Annotated in this window: 1 rRNA gene; it reads right to left on the bottom strand. The window is 44.1% G+C overall.

Annotated elements, in window-relative coordinates:
- Positions 1 to 78, bottom strand: a 16S ribosomal RNA gene (locus AC0MA3_RS26830); the annotation flags it as partial.
- Positions 79 to 220 lie beyond the last annotated feature (142 nt).

Genomic DNA, 220 nt, shown 5'->3' with positions numbered 1-220 from the left:
CTCATAACTCCGCTCGACTTGCATGTATTAGGCACGCCGCCAGCGTTCGTCCTGAGCCAGGATCAAACTCTCCAAATAGGTTTTTTCGAGCGATTACTTCACCCGGATTACTCCGAGAAAATAACCATCCGAAAAGATATTGAAAAGAGCGATTGCTCATTTTGAAACATCTGACGAGAATTTGCATTCTCTATTTTGGATCTCACTTGCGTGAAATCCC

The sequence above is a fragment of the Paenibacillus sp. LS-5 genome (genome assembly GCF_056121505.1).
This window is presented reverse-complemented; position numbering and strand designations above follow the sequence as displayed.